Below are 14603 nucleotides of genomic sequence, written 5' to 3'. Positions count from 1 at the left end.
TCTTTCAGCATTCATGAGCCGACGCGCCAGATGCACCACTTCGGCAAAGCCGATATTCAAACAATAAAGTAAAAGGGGCTCATCATGAGTATCGATGTATGGGTAATACTGATTTACCTCGTTTTTCTCGTGGTTATTGGTTGGGTTTTCAAAAACTTCAACACCAATACCAGTGATTACTTTCGCGGCGGCGGTAACATGCTCTGGTGGTTGGTGGGCTCGACCGCCTTCATGACGCAGTTTTCTGCGTGGACCTTTACGGGTGCCGCCTCTCAGGCCTATGTCAGTGGTTTCGCCATCATCTTCTTGTTCATGGCCAATGCTGCTGGCTATTTCCTCAACTATGTCTATTTCGCGCCACGGTTCAGGCAGCTGCGTGTGGTGACGGCGGCCGAGGCGTTGAAAATGCGTTTTGGTAAGCCAAGCGAACAGACCTTTATCTGGTTCAGCATGTTTGATGGCTTGGTATCGGCGGCCACGTGGTTGAGCGCTCTCGCTATCATCACCTCGGCAGTATTCGACGTGCCGCTTCAAACGGTCATTTTGCTAGCGGGCATCGCCGTGGTGGCAATGTCGGTAACCGGCGGTGCCTGGGCCGTAGTAGCGTCTGACTATGTTCAGATGTTGATCATCATGTCGGTCACGTTCGTTTGCTTTATCGTTGCCTGGGGCAACACCGAAAGCATTGGCAGCATCGTTTCCAGCTACGACGGTGAGTTCTTGACCGGCAGCGGCTACGGCTACGCGTGGCTCTTTGGTTTCTGGGTATTCATGCTCATCATCAAGCAGATTTTCATGATGAACAATACGCTCAACGGCTATCGCTACATGTGCGCCAAAAACAGCAAGAATGCCCGCTTGGGCGCGCTGTTCACGCTTTGTCTGGCACTGGTCGGCCCGATTGTGTGGTTCTTCCCTGCATGGTTCATGCACGCATACAGTCCTGATTTCGCTCAGAACTTTAGCACGTTAGGCGCTAGCGCCAATGAAGCGGTCTTCGTGGGCTTCGTTAGTGAATACATGCCTGCAGGTATGCTGGGGCTGCTCATGGCGGCCATGTTCGCGGCTAGTATGTCCTCGATGGATTCGGGGCTGAATCGCAACGCGGGTTTCTTCGTACGCAACTTCTACCTTTCGATCATCAAACCCCATGCGAACGAGCAGGAAATGCTACGCGTATCGCGTATGGTCACCTTGATTTTTGGTGCCATCATCATTGGGATCAGTCTGTTTATCAACTCGCTCAAGAGCATGAGCCTGTTTGAAATCCTGCTGACGGCCAGCGCGTTGATCACCTTCCCGATCACTATTCCGGCCATGCTTGGCTTGATCGTTCGTAAAACGCCGGACTGGTCGGGGTGGGGCACGCTCGTAGTGGGTTGCATGGTCTCCTACGGCGTTGGCGCCTGGTTGAGCCCGGAGCTTGTGAGCAGCGTCATGGGCATGGATATCACTACGCGTGAGTGGTCCGATTTTCGCGTCGCCTTTGCAATCGGAGCTCACGCCGTTATCACCGGTGGCTTCTTCTTGCTCAGTAGCCTGTTCTATAAGCCACAAGCACACTCTACTGAGCGCGCTGCCGAACGAGAGGAAATGTGGCGCCGTTGGGAAACACCGGTGGAAAGCACCGATGCCGACCCGGCCGCCGACGCAGTGGACTATGGGCAGAAGATCATTCTGGGGCGTTTGATTCTGATCGGTAGCGTCATGGTCATGGGACTTTCACTTCTACCCAACTCCACAAACGGGCGTCTGATCATGCTGCTGTGCGGCGCGCTTCTCATGATTCCTGCCATGCTCATGCTCCTTTCCGCACGCTCCAGTAAGCGCGCCATGAAAGAAGCCGAAGAGATCCAGGCGCAAGTCGCCTACAAGTAACCATCACAACAGCAGGTCCCGGCTTTGGTTAGCCGGGACCTTCATAAAAGTCATATGTCATAAATACTACGAAGGGAGTGAGGTCCCCTGAATACGCCAGACACATCAGCAATAACAAAAATTTTTACCAAGGTGATTTTCATGAAAAATAAAACGTTAGTAATTGGGTTTGCTACCCTAGCCATGTTCTCCTGCAGTCTGAGCCAGGCAAGCTCAACCACTATTTCAACCAAGTACGAGCAAACCTTTAGAGAAAACCAGGACTTCAAGGTGAAGTTTGGAATAGGCCATGTTTTCGATAACGATATCGGTATTGCCTATGAACATCAGCGCCGCTGGCGAGACGAAATCAGTGGTCGCCCCGAGTTGGCAGAAAACCTTTTTGGTCTAGGCTATACCTACACGTTGGACGAAGCTAAGCGGTGGTCGATTCAGCCCAAGATCGAGTACAAATTCAACCCCGGCTCGGAAACCATGCGGCCTATGGTAAGGCTCAATTACCGAGTCAGTGATGACTGGCGTGTTGGTGCACGCTATCGCTACGAGTATCAGACCTTCAGTGAAGGGGGGGGGGACCGCTCTCGTGTGAATCGTTTCGACGGGTATATCGGCTATGCGCTGACCGACAATATAGGTCTGGCATGGAATACCAGCTATGCCTATGTGCTGGGCGATACAGGTAGCATGTATACCGGAAACAGCGACCGTTGGGAGCATGAATTGGGCGCCGCTTATAGGGTCAACGAAGCCAATACGCTGGCGCTGACGTACAAACGTAAGGACGAAATTCGTGATGGTGCTACTTATAATGCGGGCGAAAACAACGATGCGGTCCAGTTGACCTACAGCTACCGTTTTTAAGCGTATTATTACCGCTGGTCGAAGCTGGCCGCCTGCTAACGCTCTGAGGCTGAACCCTTGCCAGACTCGGTTGGTTTGTATTGATCCAGCTTCGACTGCCTCTTGTGTTTGTGTGATGTATTTTAACCAGACATCATATAGGAAATCTTTCATGCACTTCTCACGTGAAAAAACGCTGGCGTCCATTTCGGATGGTTTATTGTCGTTTCCAGTTACGGATTTCGATAATCAGGGCCGATTCGCTCGCGACAGCTATCAGGAACGCCTGAAATGGTTTGTCAGTCATGAAATTTCAGCGGTGTTTGTGGCTGGAGGTACGGGAGAGTTTTTCAGCCTTTCGCTTGAGGACTTTCGTGAAGTGGTGACCACAGCGGTCGAGACGATCGGCGGCCAGCTACCTATTGTTGCAAGTGCTGGCCAAAGTGTCGAACAAGCCAAGGCTCAGGCAAAAATCGCCGAAGAAGCCGGGGCCGACGGCATTCTACTCATGCCCCCCTATCTGACAGAGTGCCCTCAGGAAGGACTTGTTCAGTATGCGTGCGAAATCTGTGAGAGCACATCGCTGAACGTTATTTACTACAATCGCGGTAACGGCGTCATGGATGCTGGGTCCGTCAAACGCCTGGCTGAGGCGTGCCCGAACCTTATCGGACTCAAGGATGGGAAGGGCGATATTCAGGCACTCAACAAGATCGTCAAAACCGTTGGTGACCGACTTGCTTATATTGGCGGCGTTCCCACCGCTGAAATTTTTGCCGAAGCCTACCTCTCTATTGGAGTCAATACGTACTCCTCGGCAGTCTTCAATTTTGTTCCCGACATGGCGTCGACGTTCTATAAGGCCTTGAGAGCCGGCGAACACGAGACCGTAAAAAAACTCACGCAGGACTTCTTCATTCCCTTCGTCGACCTGCGCGATCGAAAACAGGGCTATGCCGTCAGCCTGATAAAGTTGGGCGCCAACATCGTTGGAAAACCCGCTGGAGACGTGCGTGCGCCTTTAGTGATGCCGACCGCGTCCGAACGTGAGCAGCTAACCAAATTGATCGATGCGGTGAAATAACCACAAGCTTGCCAAGCGGTCTTATTCAATCAGCAGGAGGCTGGATGTCGATACCCGAAAACACTCGCCCGTTAACCGGTCCCGCTCCGTGTTTGAAAGCGCCGGCCGGCGCCACGGATTGTCATGCTCATATCTTCTTACCGGGGTTCGAGTCCCAGGAAGGCGGTCCGCCCATCGCGGAGCTGGCAACGGTCGAAAACTATCGCAAACTGCAGGAGTGGTTGGGATTGTCGCGTGTGGTCGTTACTCAACCCAATGCTTACCAAGCTGACAACTCGGCGTTGGTCGAAGCACTGAAACAGTTTGGCCCTGAGGTCGCCCGTGCCATTGCGGTCATTACACCCGACGCTTCTCGTCAGGACGTTGAGCGCCTTCATGAACAGGGCGTGCGCGGTGCTCGCATCATGCAACTGCCCGGTGGCGCGGTAGGTATCGATCGAATGCTGGCCGTGGAAAAGGTCATTCAGGACATGGGATGGCATCTGATGGTGCAGTTCAACGGCCGCGATCTGGACGATTATTACAATGAACTGCAAAAAATCGAGGGTCGTTACATCATCGATCATATTGGCAAGTTCATCGATCCGGTGCCCGCCGATGATCGACGCGTCGATGATATTCTCCGCCTGATCGACAAAGGTAACGCCTGGTTCAAGATTTGCGGCGCCTATGAAACCAGCAAGACCGGCGGGCCGGAGTATTCCGATGTGGCGCCTATCGCCAAGCGCGTGATCGACCATGCGCCAGATCGCATCATCTGGGGAGCCAACTGGCCGCATGTAGGCGTCAACCGCGCTCACTATCCAAGCGATGCCGAACAGCTCGACGTTTTGCTTGATTGGGCCGACGAAAAGACTCGCAAGAAAATACTGGTCGATAATCCGGCGTTTCTTTACGACTTTTAACGACCAGAACGATTCACCACCGAACGAGAACATTTACCAAGGAGAACCAACATGCTCAATAGATTACTGGTGACAGGCGCTGCTGGCGGCGTAGGCAAGGCAATTCGCCCTTATCTTCAAAAGCTGGCTAACAACGTTCGCCTTTCCGATATCTCCGATATCGACAATCCTGCGTCGCATGAAGAGATCGTGACCTGCGATCTGGCCGACTATGAAGGTGTCAAGGCACTGGTTGAAGGGTGTGACGGCATTATTCATTTAGGCGGCGTGTCACTTGAAAAACCCTGGCAGGGAATTCTGCAGGCTAATATCGTGGGTACTTACAACCTGTATGAAGCCGCCCGCCATTCAGGCAAGCCACGTATTATTTTCGCCAGCTCCAACCATACCATTGGGTTTTACGAGCGTACTCATAAGATCGATACACAAGTGCCGCATCGTCCGGACTCCATTTACGGTCTGTCAAAATGCTTTGGTGAAGATCTTGCCAGCCTCTATTTCGATAAGTTTGGTATCGAGACGCTAAGCGTGCGTATTGGCTCCTGTTTCCCCGAGCCCAAGGATACGCGCATGCTAGCGACCTGGCTGCACGTAGAAGATCTGATGAGCCTGTTCGAGCGTGCGTTTCTGGCGCCCAAGCTCGGTAATACCGTGGTTTACGGTGTTTCCGACAATGCGGAGCAGTGGTGGGATAACCAACAAGTATCGTTTCTGGGTTGGAAGCCCAAGTACAGCTCTGAGCAGTGGCGTGAAGAGGTCGAGGCGAGAGGGGACGTTCCCGCAGCTGATGATCCAGAGGTGGTCTATCAAGGTGGCAAGTTCGCTTCCTCGGGCCATCCGGACGACTGATCGTCATACGTACCATTAAAAAGCTCGGTAAATACTTTATAGTACCAGGCATGGGAGGGCGCTAAAGACCCTGAGTTATCGATCTGAGTGAGAGTGGGTTTCGTATGAAACGTTTAGGCATACAGCCTCTGGTGCACGGAGGGAGCTTGTCGCGGCAGGTATCTCAGCAACTGGAAGGTATCATTGCCCGTCAGGAAATTCTGGTCGGGGAAAAGCTCCCTCCCGAAGGTGCGCTGTGCGACATGTTCAGCGTCAGTCGAACCGTCATACGCGAGGCTATCACCCATCTCAAGTCTCAGGGTCTGGTCGAAACGCGGCGTGGGATCGGTACCCGAATCCTGCGCTCGACTCCTGAAAATCGCACGCCAGAAAAAAAGATCCGACTGCGCACTATTGACGATATCCTGAACATACTCGAGCTGCGCTTGACGATCGAACCGGAAGCGGCCGCTCTGGCGGCCAGCCGATATGATCAGCAGGATCAAGAGCGCTTGACCGAACTACATAAAGCATTTCTTCAGGCCTGTCTTAAGACGACTCAGGCACGGGACGAAGATCTGGCGTTTCATGCCGCTATTGCTCGAGCCACCCATAATCCGGCCTTTGTGACTATCTACGAACAATGGGATGTTGGCACCATTCCTCGGGCCAAGCTGGGCTTGGTAGAGGCGGACGTCCAAACCAGTTTCCAGTATTTGAAAAAAGTGGGGCAGGAGCATGACGACATTTTGGAAGCGATTTTGGCGCGCAACGCCAAAGCGGCCAATATCGCCATGCATCGGCATTTGAAGCGGGCCTACAAGACGTACTACTCCTATAAGTAGAAGTATTTAAAGACGCCGCCCTGTGCGAGCTGAAAGAAGAAAGGTCTACCTTGGCCTTGAAAAAGATAGTAACCGAGCAGGTCGATGACCTGCTTTTTTAATGCTGATAACCGACAAGAACGTGAGAAAACACGCATGAGCGAAACAGTTCTCCTCTCGCTAGAAGAGGCGCAGTCTTTGAGTTTGACCGTTCTTCAGCACAATGGCTTTAGTCCGGCGCATGCCCAAGCGATCACACGAAGTGTTCTCGCCGCCCAGCGAGACGAGTGCCACTCCCATGGCCTGTATCGGTTGATCGGCTGTGTGGAAACGGCGCGCAACGGTGGCGTTGACACACATGCGCTGCCTGACGTTATCGATCAAGCCCCCGGTGTGGTGAGAATCGATGCTCAGCGCGGCTGCTCACTGCTTGCCTTCGAGACGGGGCTGCCGATGCTGATTGAAAAGGCTCGGCGCCAAGGCCTGGCTGCCATGGCGATCAATCGCTGCTTTCACTTCTCGGCGCTATGGTCGGAAGTGGAGGCGATCTCGAGCCAAGGGCTGGTCGGTATTGCCATGACGCCGACTCATCCATTCGTGGCGCCAGCCGGCGGCACACGGCCACTTCTGGGCACCAACCCGCTAGCGTTCTCCTGGCCGCGACCGGAAAGCCCTCCTTATACTTTCGATTTTGCGACCAGCGAAGTGGCCCGAGGTGAGATCGAGCTGCGTCGCCGGGCTGGCGAGTCCATTCCTACTCACTGGGCGATGGACGCCGAAGGCAACCCCACCAGCGACCCCACCAAAGCATTAGCTGGCGCCATGCGCACCTTCGGGGGACACAAAGGCTCAGCGCTTTCCACCATGATCGAGCTAATGGCCGGGCCCTTGATCGGCGACGTGTTAGGTCACGAGACCACACCAGCCAATACCGAAGGAACCGGCAAGCCGTTACACGGCGAACTCGTCGTTGCACTGTGTCCGCAAGCCTTTCTGGGCAGTGAAGCCGATCATCACTTACGCCATGCGGAAACCCTGTTCGACGATATCCTCGGTCAAGGAGCGCGCTTACCCTCTCAGCGGCGTTTTGAGGCTCGCGAGCGTACGATGCGATACGGGATGAGCCTCCCCAAAACTCTCGTTGACGAACTGAACTCGCTGATGAATTGAATCGCTATAAAGTAAAAAGGGCATTCTCTTTATTAACAAAGCGCCATTTTTGTCGTTCTGAAAGCTCCTCCAAGCTGTAGATGCGCTTGAGGTGCGCTAATCGTATCTAAATGAGTAGAGAATGATTGAGCCAAAGGGGGAAGGACGTTTAGCGCCATCGACACCGAGTACACCACCAATGAGCATATCGATTTTGGGCGCGAGGCGTGGTATGACGCCGGCTATCCAAATTTGAGAAGCGTTCATGGCGGCCTCAGGTCTTACGTTCTACACCGGCGATGTCAGCGAGTGGCAGAACAACCTGTTCGCAGGCTCTTTGAAGCACGAGCAGCTGTACCGGTTGGTGCTCGATAATGATGACGAAGTCATTCATGAGGAGATGCTGCTGGCGGATACTCGCGCACGCATCCGGGATGTGCATCCAGGCCTGGACGGCTTTCTCTACGTGTTCACCGATGAAGATAACGGCGGACTTTACCGCATCGAGCCACAAAACGTCTCTGAAGTAATGACGAACGTGGAATCGGGATCGCATTGGGCACCTTCGGGTGCCCGACTTCATTGAAAGGTGCGAATGAATGTCAAAACGCTCTCGTGCTGCATATAGGCTACGTTCAATCGACGCCAGGGTGTACCGTCAGACTCAGGTAAAAAAAGCAGGCCTGGCGATAACGCCACGCCGCAATCGCGGGCGCGCTCTTCGAGAACTTCACTGCTTTTTATCGGTGGTCTCGCCCACACGAACATTCCACCCGTTGGCGGTGTGAATACGCTCCAACCTCCATCGTCGAGTGCAACCAGCGCGCTGCCCATATGGCGCGTAAGCCGCGTCGCCAAGCGCTCGGTGAGGCGCCGGTAGCTGCCGTTTTCGATCAGCGTGGCGATGACCGCCTCGGCGAAGGGGGCGCCGACGATGCTGGTGAGCATCTTGGTGGTTACCAGCGGCTGCACCCGCGCGCTCGGCGCGGCGATGAAACCGACGCGTAGCGATGCGGAAAGCGTTTTCGAAAAGCTGCCAATATAGAGCACGCGTTCGAGGCCATCCAGCGCCGCCAGGCGTGTGCTTGGCACCGACTGGAGGTCGGCGTAGATGTCGTCTTCGATCAGCATGAAGTCGTGCTGTTGGGCCAGCTGCAGCAGGCGGTGAGCCACGGTGGCGGAGAGCGTGCTGCCCGTTGGATTTTGAAACACGCTATTAATATAAAAAAGCGTGGGGCGGTGCGTCTTCAAAAGCGCCTGAAGTGCGTCCAGATCCGGCCCGTCGGCCAGGCGGGGAACGCCAATCACGCGCACGCCGTGCAGGTGTAAAAGCCCGAACAAATTGTAGTAGCCGGGGGATTCCACGAAGACCGTATTGCCGGGTTTGACCAGGCATCTGAGCACCAGATCCAGCGCATGGCTGGCGCTGGCCGTGGTGACGATCTGCTGGGCATCGGCGTGGATGGAAAGCCCGCGCAGCCGCTCCTGCAGCAGCGCCCGAAGCGTCGGCGAGCCGTGGGGGTGCCGTAATCCAGAAGCGCTGCGCGGTTCGTGCGCGTAACCTGGCGAACCGCGTAGGCAAGCTCCTCGCTTTCCAGCCAATGACAGGGTAGCCAGCCGCAGCCCAGGTTGAGCGCATTGTCCTTCTGATCGAACAGCCCCCACAGGCCGTTGGTGATTGCTCCAAGCGGGCTCGGCTCATTGCTCGGCGTGGCAACGAAAAACCCAACGCCGGGTTTGGCCCGTACACGCCCGCTGGCGACCAGCCGCTCGTAGGCCTCTATCACCGCGTTGCGGCTAACTCCGTGGGTGGTGGCCAAGTGGCGGATGGAGGGAAGCCGGTCGCCGCTGGTCAGGCGGCGGTGATCGATCCACTCCTGAAGGCCGGCTTCGAGCTGGCGCGCCAGCGGCGTACTGGCCCTGCGATTGAGTGAGAGTTTCATGGGGCGCTCGTCGACATCACTGTTCCCCCTAAAATCCGTGAACAGTGCTTTAAAAACAGAGACGAGTGTACCTTACGCGCTTGCCTGGTGGGTGAGAACGTGGCCTCTTTCACTTATCGAGAAGGACCTATGATGAGAGAGCACTGCGCGTTACGCCTGACGCTAGCCATTTGCCTGGTGGCCTGCGCCGTCAACCTTCATGCGCCCTTGTACGAGCGGATTGCCGCTTCCTCCGGGGCCGGGGTAGGAGCCACGACGATCGCCTTTGCCTGTTATGTCGCCGGGGTGCTGCCGGTGCTACTCTGGCTCAACGGTTTGGCGCAGCGGCTGGGTTATCGGGCGCCGCTGGTGGTTGCGCTGCTTTTGAGCCTGGCCGCCACGCTGAGCATGATGCTTGCCCCGTCTCTATTTACCCTGGGCGCGGCGCGCTGGATGCTCGGGGTCGCCATGGGGCTCGTCACCAGTATCGCGCCGGTCTACGTGCAGTGGCTGTGGCGCGGGCCATCGCTGTCAAAAGCGCTTGCCTACGTGACGCTGAGCAGTGCTTTGGGGTTCGGGCTGGGAGCTGCGCTCACCAGTGCGTTTCTGCTCTACTCGCCCCAGGCGCTTCTCTGGAGCTCGGGGCTTTTTCTGGGGGCGGGTACGGTGTCGCTGCTCGGGGTCGCCACGCTGCCGGATATGTCGCGCGATCTCGATACGCAACCGGCGTCGCTGTTTCGCCTGCCGGCCTACCCACCCGGGTCACTGCCGTTCGGGGTCGCTATCCTGCTGGCCTGGAGCACGGTTGGGCTGGTGATCGCCGTGTTGCCCTCGGCACTTGGCACCCACGGGCTCGATGTGTATAGCGGCTTCGTCGTGCTGGGCGTGTGCAGCGCCGGGGTGCTGTTTCAGCCCTGGGCGCGCCGGCTGGCGCCGCAAAGGGCGGTCAAGGGCGGGCTTGTGATTCTGCCGCTCTCTTACGTGCTCCTTGGGTGGGGTGTGCTCAGTGGCACCCTATGGGCGGTGCTGCTCGGCGCGCTGGCAGCCAGCAGCGCCTGCTACGGCTTCATTTACCTGGGCGGGCTGAGTGCGGTCATGGCGCGCGCCGAGGGACAAACGAGTCGGGCGAGTGCCGGCTACTTTCTGCTGGCCTACGTGGGCTTCGCGTTGCCGGTGATGATCGTAGGTCTGCTGGTCGACGCGCTGGGTTATCGCTGGGCGTTTGGCCTTTACGGCGCGCTTCTGTTCATGGCCTGCGCGCTGACCGCTTACCGGGTCGCACGCCCGACGATCCCCTCGGTCGAGTGAGCATGCGCCTTAGCGCTCGAGCGTCTCAAACGTGCGGGTCAGCGTATCGACGAACAGCGCGATCTCTTCATTGTTGATGCAAAGCGGCGGGCGAATTTTCAGGGTATGTCCGTAAAGGCCCGCCGCGCCGATCAGCACGCCGTTCTCCTTGAGCACATTGATCACCCGAGCGGTCAGCGCTGCGTCGGGGGCGCCTTCGGGCGTGGCGATATCGAGCCCGACGAACAGCCCCGCGCCGCGCACCGCAGCAATCGCCTCGAAGCGGGGCTCAAGCGCTGTCAGCGCCGCCTTGAGGGTGTCGCCCTGGCGTTTGGCATTGTCGATCAGCGCCTCGTTTTCCAGCACGTCGAGTACCGCCATGCCCGCGGCCACGGCCACCGTCGAGCCGCCGAAGGTATTGAAGTAGCCCACCTCGGCGTTGAGCGAAGCCAGAAGCGCTTCGCCGGCCGCAAGCCCGGCCATGGGGAAGCCGTTGCCCATGGGTTTGCCCATCGTCACGATATCCGGCGTTACATTGTGGCGAGCAAAGCCCCACATCCCAGCCCCGGTACGCCCGAAGCCAGGCTGCACTTCATCGGCGATCAAAAGCCCCCCCTGGGCCTGCAGCCAGGCAACGCCGGGCGCCATGAAACCGGGCGGGTCGGCGATAACGCCGTCGCTCGAGAAGATCGAGTCCACCAGCAGCGCGGCGCAGCCGTGGCCGCGGGCATTCAGCGTTTCTACCCCACGCTTTACCTGTGCCTGGAACCAGGCGGCGGGGTCATCGGTGCCGGGCATGTCAGCAATGGGGATCACGTAGACGCTGTCCGGCGGGGCGCCTTTTTTGTAGGAGGCGGGCGAAACCTCGGTCACCGCCGCGGTGTTGCCGTGATAGGCCGCCTCGGACACGATGACGCCGCGCTTGCCCGTCCAGTGCCGCGCCAGGCGCAGCGCCAGGTCGTTGCTTTCGCTGCCGGTGCAGGTGAGTACCAGCCGTGAAAGCGAATCGGGGAGGGTAGCCAGCAGGCGCTCGGCGTAGCGGTGAATGCCATCATGCAGATAGCGGGTATGGGTGTTGAGCGTGCCCATCTGCGCGGTCACGGCCTGGGTGACGTGCGGGTGGCTGTGGCCGATCGAAGGCACGTTGTTGTACATGTCGAGATAGCGCCGGCCCTGGTCGTCGAAGAGCCACACGCCTTCGCCGCGCACCAGGTGCAGGGGCTGCTCGTAAAAAAGCATCGAGGTCGGGCCGACGGTGGTCAGGCGCTTTTGCACCAGCGCGCCCAGCGCCGTGTCGTTGGGGTCGAGCTGCTCAAAACGGAACGCGTTTTGGTCGAGAATGCCGCGGGTATCGCTCATGCTGGTCTCCTCAAGCTCGAGCGGCGTCGCGCGCGGTGCTCAGGTAGGCGCGCGCGAGCGTGGCGGTGCCCGCAATGAAGTCCTCCTCGAGTGCCTGGGCTGCTTGGCTATCGGCGTGGGTGGCAAGCCAGGCGCTCAGCATGATGCGGCGAATCATGATGAACGTGTCGAGCGCGGCGACGTCCTCGGCGTCGAAGTCGCCAACGCGTCGATAGCCGCGAATCCACGCCTCGCGAAGCGTTGGAATCAGCGGGTCGAGCTCGAAAAAGCTGATGGCGGCGGCGAAGTCGAACGCGTACCAGCAAAAGCCGCAGTCGTCGAAGTCGATCACCGCAAGCTCGCGACCCTCGACCAGCAGGTTGGCCAAGCGCAAATCGGCGTGGATGAGCCCGTAGCGCCCGACGCGCGCCTCATACGTGTCGATCGCGCGGTGAATCTGCTCGACCGCCTGCTCGATGGCGCGCTCGTCTGCCGGTGAAAGCCCCGGCGCGCGGCGCCAGTCGCCCCACAGCGCCTCGGGGCCGATCATCGACGCCAGGTGCCAGCGCTTGCGCACGAAGCCCGCCGGCGGTGCCCAGCGCCGGCTGTGGTCATGCAGCGTGGCGGTGAGGGCGCCGAGCTTCTCGAACCAGTCGGGCAGCGTCTCGTTCATGGTCGGGGCGTCGCCGGGCAGGTGCTCGAAAGCCACCGCATGAAAGCGCTGCCCGTCGAGGTCGAACGCGACGACCGGGCTTTGGCCGGTGGTCAGCAGCGGCGCAGGTGTCGTGATGCGCCCGTCAGCGCGCAGCGCCGCCGTCCAGGCAAGCTCCGATTCGATCTCTTCCCGGCTGTGGTAATCCGGGCGGTGAACCCGCAGCACGTGCCGGCGCTCGGTCCACGGACAGCGCGCCAGAAACGTCGCATTTTCCGAGGTGGTCAGAAGCTCGATATGGGTATCGGTGGGCAGGTGCCACTCGCCAAGCGAGGCGCTCAGCCGCTCTTCGAGTCGAGCCAGCAGGGTCGAGGTATACATCGTCTCTCCTTGGGGCGCTGGCTCAGGTGCGCGAGGCGGCGGTGTCGTCGAGCTTCTCGGCGGCCTGCTCGGCGTCGAGAATCAGCGCCAGCTCCTCGTCGGCGGTTTTCGCCACCAGGTGGTGTCTGGCGTAGGCGAAGTAGTAGGCCGCGCCCAACAAAAACAGCACGATGGTGTAGTTGAACGCGCGCGGGTCGAACGCGTACACCCCGGTCAGCGCGACGAGCGAGAGGATCAGCGCGATACCGGAGGTCACCACGCCGCCGGGCGTCTTGTAGGGGCGGACCAGCTCCGGGCGGCGCAGGCGCAAAAGGATATGGCTCAGCGCCATCAGCGCGTAGGAGAGGGTCGCGCCGACCACCGCCATGGCCAGAATGAGATCGCCTTCACCGGTCAGCGAGACCAGAAACCCGAGCGCACCGGGCACAACCAGCGCCCACACCGGCGCCTTGCGCTTGCTGGTCAGCGACAGCGCCTTGGGCAGATACCCCGCCCGTGAAAGCGCGAATACCAGGCGGCTGTAGCCATAGATGATCGAGAAGAACGAGGCGATCAAGCCGGCAAGGCCCAGCACGTTGATCGCGGTGGCCAGCCCTGGGCGTCCGGTCACGTTCAGCGCATCGACCAGCGGCACGCCGCTGTCGGCGATCACATCGGCACCCGCCGCGCCGGCGAGCAGAAAGGTGACCAGAGCGGCGGTGAAGAGCAGAAACGCCATGGCGGCGATGATGCCGCGCGGCATGTCGCGGGCAGGCTCGCGCGCCTCTTCGGCGGCCAGCGGTACGCCTTCGACCGCCAGGAAGAGCCACATGGCGAACGGCAGCGCCGCCCACACGCCGTACCAGCCAAAGGGCAGCCAGCCGCCTTCGCCATCGGTGGCGGTGATGGTAAACAGATTGGCGCTATCGAAATCGCCCACCAGCGCCACGGCGGTGGCAAGAATCGCGATGACCGCCAGCGCACTGATGGCCACCATGACCTTCAGCGCCTCGCCGACGCCGGCCAGGTGGACCCCGATGAATACGGCGTAAAAGAGTGCATAGACCAACGGCCCGTTGATACCCACAAGCTCCTCGACGGCAGAGCCAATGAAGATCACGATGGCCGCCGGCGCGAGCGCGTACTCGATCAACACGGCAAGCCCCGTGAGATATCCGCCGGCCGGGCCCATGATTTGGCGGGCGAAGCTGTAGCCGCCGCCGGCGGCGGGAATCGCCGCCGACATTTCGGCAAGCGAAAGCACCAGCGTGAAATACATGATCGCCATCAGCACGGCGGCGATCAAAAAACCGCCCCAGCCGGCCTCGGCCAGGCCGAAGTTCCATCCGGCGAAATTACCGGAAATGACGTAGGAAACCCCAAGCCCGGCCAGCAATATCCAGCCGGCGGTGCCTTTTTTGAGCTGGCGCTTGGCCAGGTACTCCTGATCGACTGCGTTCCCCATGGATATTCTCCCCGTTGTCCGACGACGCGGCCAAGGCCCCGCCTTTGCCCTTTTATTAGTGCCCTTTGCAT

13 protein-coding genes and 1 pseudogene are annotated in these 14603 nt (G+C 58.7%); 9 read left to right on the top strand and 5 right to left on the bottom strand.

Translation table 11 applies throughout. The features are described 5' to 3' along the window. Positions 1–84 precede the first annotated feature (84 nt). The 8 genes from RN346_RS12895 (at position 85) to RN346_RS12860 (ending at position 8094) form a co-directional block, all read left to right on the top strand. Complete coding sequence (locus RN346_RS12895; RefSeq protein ID WP_311961335.1) at positions 85–1878, top strand: sodium:solute symporter family transporter; 1794 nt, start codon at positions 85–87, stop codon at positions 1876–1878. A 141-nt stretch (positions 1879–2019) separates the two neighbouring features. Beyond that, complete coding sequence (locus RN346_RS12890) at positions 2020–2739, top strand: oligogalacturonate-specific porin KdgM family protein (RefSeq protein WP_311961334.1); 720 nt, start codon at positions 2020–2022, stop codon at positions 2737–2739. Between the two features lie 151 nt (positions 2740–2890). Further along, positions 2891–3802, top strand: coding sequence for a 5-dehydro-4-deoxyglucarate dehydratase (gene kdgD, locus RN346_RS12885; RefSeq protein ID WP_311961333.1), 912 nt, complete (start codon positions 2891–2893; stop codon positions 3800–3802). 44 nt (positions 3803–3846) lie between these two features. Continuing rightward, positions 3847–4707 carry an amidohydrolase family protein gene (locus RN346_RS12880; protein ID WP_311961332.1) on the top strand — a complete coding sequence of 287 codons (861 nt, stop codon included), beginning with the start codon at positions 3847–3849 and terminating at the stop codon, positions 4705–4707. A 51-nt stretch (positions 4708–4758) separates the two neighbouring features. Further along, positions 4759–5556: an NAD(P)-dependent oxidoreductase gene (locus RN346_RS12875; protein WP_311961331.1), complete on the top strand. Its 798-nt coding sequence runs from the start codon at positions 4759–4761 to the stop codon at positions 5554–5556. A gap of 146 nt (positions 5557–5702) precedes the next feature. Next, positions 5703–6380 carry a FadR/GntR family transcriptional regulator gene (locus tag RN346_RS12870; protein WP_311961330.1) on the top strand — a complete coding sequence of 226 codons (678 nt, stop codon included), beginning with the start codon at positions 5703–5705 and terminating at the stop codon, positions 6378–6380. A gap of 84 nt (positions 6381–6464) precedes the next feature. Beyond that, positions 6465–7529, top strand: coding sequence for an Ldh family oxidoreductase (locus tag RN346_RS12865; RefSeq protein ID WP_311961329.1), 1065 nt, complete (start codon positions 6465–6467; stop codon positions 7527–7529). A 244-nt stretch (positions 7530–7773) separates the two neighbouring features. Next, complete coding sequence (locus tag RN346_RS12860; RefSeq protein WP_311961328.1) at positions 7774–8094, top strand: PQQ-dependent sugar dehydrogenase; 321 nt, start codon at positions 7774–7776, stop codon at positions 8092–8094. Here RN346_RS12860 and RN346_RS12855 read toward each other — a convergent pair. Together RN346_RS12855 and RN346_RS12850 are read right to left on the bottom strand one after the other, a co-directional pair. Further along, a complete protein-coding gene (locus RN346_RS12855; protein WP_311961327.1) occupies positions 8088–9110 on the bottom strand; it encodes a PLP-dependent aminotransferase family protein in 1023 nt (340 codons plus the stop codon). The genes RN346_RS12860 and RN346_RS12855 overlap by 7 nt on opposite strands. A 173-nt stretch (positions 9111–9283) precedes the next feature. Further along, positions 9284–9451, bottom strand: a pseudogene (locus RN346_RS12850) (GntR family transcriptional regulator); the annotation flags it as partial. 132 nt (positions 9452–9583) lie between these two features. On the opposite strand from RN346_RS12850, the gene RN346_RS12845 reads away from it, so the two are divergent. Then, positions 9584–10738, top strand: a complete 1155-nt coding sequence (locus RN346_RS12845) for an MFS transporter (protein WP_311961326.1) — start codon at positions 9584–9586, stop codon at positions 10736–10738. A 9-nt stretch (positions 10739–10747) separates the two neighbouring features. On the opposite strand, the gene RN346_RS12840 is transcribed toward RN346_RS12845, so the two are convergent. From RN346_RS12840 to eat, 3 genes are read right to left on the bottom strand one after another with little or no spacing between them, the layout of a single operon-like run. Next, positions 10748–12076: an aspartate aminotransferase family protein gene (locus RN346_RS12840; RefSeq protein WP_263586423.1), complete on the bottom strand. Its 1329-nt coding sequence runs from the start codon at positions 12074–12076 to the stop codon at positions 10748–10750. Positions 12077–12086: 10 nt separating this feature from the next. After that, a complete protein-coding gene (locus RN346_RS12835) occupies positions 12087–13088 on the bottom strand; it encodes a phosphotransferase (protein WP_311961325.1) in 1002 nt (333 codons plus the stop codon). Between the two features lie 22 nt (positions 13089–13110). Continuing rightward, positions 13111–14532, bottom strand: coding sequence for an ethanolamine permease (gene eat / locus RN346_RS12830; RefSeq protein ID WP_311958469.1), 1422 nt, complete (start codon positions 14530–14532; stop codon positions 13111–13113). Positions 14533–14603 lie beyond the last annotated feature (71 nt).

Source organism: Halomonas sp. PAMB 3232 (genome assembly GCF_031954225.1).
Lineage (GTDB): Bacteria > Pseudomonadota > Gammaproteobacteria > Pseudomonadales > Halomonadaceae > Vreelandella.
The sequence above is the reverse complement of the archived record's forward strand: the minus strand, read 5'-3'. Positions and strand labels throughout refer to the sequence as shown.

Coding starts and splice junctions, on each gene's coding strand:
- RN346_RS12895 (WP_311961335.1), top strand. CDS start 85: ATGAGTATCGATGTATGGGTAATACTGATTTACCTCGTTTTTCTCGTG.
- RN346_RS12890 (WP_311961334.1), top strand. CDS start 2,020: ATGAAAAATAAAACGTTAGTAATTGGGTTTGCTACCCTAGCCATGTTC.
- kdgD (WP_311961333.1), top strand. CDS start 2,891: ATGCACTTCTCACGTGAAAAAACGCTGGCGTCCATTTCGGATGGTTTA.
- RN346_RS12880 (WP_311961332.1), top strand. CDS start 3,847: ATGTCGATACCCGAAAACACTCGCCCGTTAACCGGTCCCGCTCCGTGT.
- RN346_RS12875 (WP_311961331.1), top strand. CDS start 4,759: ATGCTCAATAGATTACTGGTGACAGGCGCTGCTGGCGGCGTAGGCAAG.
- RN346_RS12865 (WP_311961329.1), top strand. CDS start 6,465: ATGACCTGCTTTTTTAATGCTGATAACCGACAAGAACGTGAGAAAACA.
- RN346_RS12860 (WP_311961328.1), top strand. CDS start 7,774: ATGGCGGCCTCAGGTCTTACGTTCTACACCGGCGATGTCAGCGAGTGG.
- RN346_RS12845 (WP_311961326.1), top strand. CDS start 9,584: ATGAGAGAGCACTGCGCGTTACGCCTGACGCTAGCCATTTGCCTGGTG.
- RN346_RS12840 (WP_263586423.1), bottom strand. CDS start 12,076: ATGAGCGATACCCGCGGCATTCTCGACCAAAACGCGTTCCGTTTTGAG.
- RN346_RS12835 (WP_311961325.1), bottom strand. CDS start 13,088: ATGTATACCTCGACCCTGCTGGCTCGACTCGAAGAGCGGCTGAGCGCC.
- eat (WP_311958469.1), bottom strand. CDS start 14,532: ATGGGGAACGCAGTCGATCAGGAGTACCTGGCCAAGCGCCAGCTCAAA.